Below are 2,565 nucleotides of genomic sequence, written 5' to 3' on the forward strand. Positions count from 1 at the left end.
TCGGGTATTGCGCGGCAGGCGTCCCGGCTGGCCAGTTTCGCTCCCTCGGACGAGAGGGGTCTGGATCCGGCGCCGTCGCAGAGCGCGGCGATATGCCAGTGGGAGTCTCTGCAAAAAAAGAAACGGTCGTCGCAGCGATCGTGGGTGCGGCCAGTGAGCCTCGCTGCGGAAATCAGGGTCACAGCGCGGCCCACGATTCGAGCCCCTCGGGAAGCTGTACCTGTTCGCCCGGGATAGACTGGGAGACTTTCGCCACCGAACGGCTGAGCCAGGTGAAGAACTCGGCGAACCTGAGTCCCTGAAGCCGGAGGGGTTTTCGGCCGCCTCCGAGACGCTCGAGTACTTCCGTGTCCGCGTCTCCGATGGCGATGGGGAAGACCGTGATCTTGCGTGATTCGGCCAGTTCCGAGATACGGCGGGAAGCGTCGGAGATGTCATCGGTGGGAATACCGTCGGTCATCAGGACCATCCAGGGCTGGTAATAGTCCACCCCTGCGTTGCGGTATTCCGATTTCCGTGCCTCGAGCATCCCGAGTGCCGTCTCGACCGCCTGGCCCATCGGCGTCATTCCTCCGGCTTCCAGGACGGGAATGTTCTGGTTCTCTACAGCGCGGAAATCGAGGGGGGCCGCCACTTCACCGCCGAAGGTGACGATGGCCACTTCCGCGCTGCCGCGGGCCACTTCGTCGGCGAGCACGGACTCGAAAAAGGTCTCGACGCCCCGCTGCAGCTCGGCGATCGGCGCGCCAATCATCGAACCGCTGACATCGAGCACCAGGCAGACTGGCAGGCGGGGATCGGGGTTTTCGAAGAGCTCCTCCTGGGCGAGGATGAAGTCGTCGATGGCGTTGTTGTACGAGGTGTTCATGTCGGCTCCTTCGGGGAAAGTTGCCGACATTGTAGAATCAATGAGTGTCAGAACGTGTCAGCGAAACCTCTGAAGTGGATCTTCTTCGTAGCATACCTCTTCGTAACGAATGAAAAGCGATTGGATTTCGTTGCGTGCATCGTCGAGCCGCCTGTCGCTGTTGGCATGGGCGAGGTTGTTGCGGGTGTCGTCACAGGAGAAAAGGAAGTCTCTGAGACTTTTGAGTTGCCAGTAGTGGCCGTTGACATGGTCGCGTGCCGCTTCGATAAATCGCTCCATGATCGTCGCGTCGTCGTTCCGGTAAAGATTTTTTTTGTAGAATTTTCCGAGCTTGACGACGTTTTTTGCGATATTGGTCAGTTCGTACCGGTTGTAGAGTTTGGGGTTGTCTCTGTTTTGTATGGCGGCATCGAATCTTTCAACGGCATAGGCTGTGGAGGGCAGCTTGCGAAACGCTTCGACGCAGTATGCGGCCGCCGCTTCGTCCAGCAGGGTGAGGGCGTTGAGCAGGTAGCCTTTGTCGAACATCATCCGGGCGAAAAAGAGAAAGCGTTCGTCCATCGGCTTTTCGGCCTGAGCGAGAACTTCTATCATATGTTCTGCGATGTTGTCGAGGTAGGGTTCGATGGGGTGGATTACGTCTTTGAGCCTGTCATGGGTTTTGACCGTTTTTATCACGTCGAGGATGGATTGCGCGACGGGAGGGTTCCCCCTGTCGGGCGCGAGAAGCGCTTCGAAGGAGTTGGCGAGCATGTGTTCGCCAAAGCGGGACAGATCGTTCAGAAGGGCCTGGTAGATTTCGTCGACGGTCTTGACGGTGGTGGCGATGGTGTAGTTTTTCGTGAAGCTGGCAAGGGCGTAGGAGACGTTGGCCAGCGTCAGGTATTCGCGCAGGTCGATGATGCGGTAGCGTTTGCCCGCTTCGAGTTCTTTGGCGAAGAGAATGTGGCGGATTCTGCCGGGGTTTTTGATGTTGGCGATGATCATGTCCACCATCATCAGCGCCGGAATGTGGCGGAAGCTGTGGCTGATGTCCACGATGATCTCTTCGTCGCTTTCCAGCAGGTCTCCCAGTTTTCTGAAAATGGCGTGATAGTCATGGGCATCGTCGAGAGACACCTTTTCATAGTCGTGATCGAGATGAGGCCGGCAGCGGCCCAGAAGCGCCTTCTGGGCTTCGATAGAGAGGGGCGTGCCTACGGCGACGACGCGTGTGTCGGGGAATGTTTGCAGCAGCAGGGGCAGCATGTTTTCATATGTATAGGGTTCGTGAGAAAGCCCCAGTGCGTGAATCAATGAGGGAGAAAAAAGGTACTCCGCACGCTTGCTTGATACGTTCCACCTTTCCTTGGTGTTTTCAACGCCGATCATCCCCAGAAATGTTACGATGGTCACAGCACTTCCTTGTCATAGTTTGTCATTGCGATAGAATACGATTATAACGATATTCACCTCAGGAGCCGTTGATGGATCGTCGTAAACCCATGCCTGACTGGGCGCATACTCTGCTCGAAGAGATCGAAACACTCAAAACGATGATCAGGGAGAGCCGGAGCTCTCAATGGGATTACTACGATTTCATCAACCGCTTCAGAAAGGCGATGATGCCCGACCCCGACAGAAACCATTTTCCCGAAGTGGTGGTGAATGGGAGGCGGATCGGTGTGACCTTCGACGGGCTGCTCTACGACACAGAG

The 2,565-nt window shown here is 56.6% G+C and carries 4 protein-coding genes; 1 reads left to right on the forward strand and 3 read right to left on the reverse strand.

What is annotated here, in order from left to right:
- From Q1K24_RS09715 to Q1K24_RS09725, 3 genes are all read right to left on the reverse strand, one after another.
- Positions 1-194, reverse strand: a 194-nt coding sequence (locus Q1K24_RS09715; RefSeq protein ID WP_300369523.1) for a protein phosphatase 2C domain-containing protein, incomplete at its 3' end; no start/stop codon positions are given.
- Positions 179-868, reverse strand: a complete 690-nt coding sequence (locus Q1K24_RS09720; protein ID WP_300369526.1) for a VWA domain-containing protein — start codon at positions 866-868, stop codon at positions 179-181. The genes Q1K24_RS09720 and Q1K24_RS09715, both read right to left, overlap by 16 nt.
- A gap of 57 nt (positions 869-925) precedes the next feature.
- Positions 926-2,263, reverse strand: coding sequence for a TM1812 family CRISPR-associated protein (locus Q1K24_RS09725; RefSeq protein ID WP_300369530.1), 1,338 nt, complete (start codon positions 2,261-2,263; stop codon positions 926-928).
- A gap of 71 nt (positions 2,264-2,334) precedes the next feature.
- On the opposite strand from Q1K24_RS09725, the gene Q1K24_RS09730 reads away from it, so the two are divergent.
- A partial coding sequence (locus Q1K24_RS09730) for a hypothetical protein (RefSeq protein ID WP_300369533.1) occupies positions 2,335-2,565 on the forward strand: 231 nt, incomplete at its 3' end.

Source organism: Hydrogenimonas sp. (genome assembly GCF_029932565.1).
In the GTDB taxonomy this organism is placed as follows: Bacteria; Campylobacterota; Campylobacteria; order Campylobacterales; family Hydrogenimonadaceae; genus Hydrogenimonas.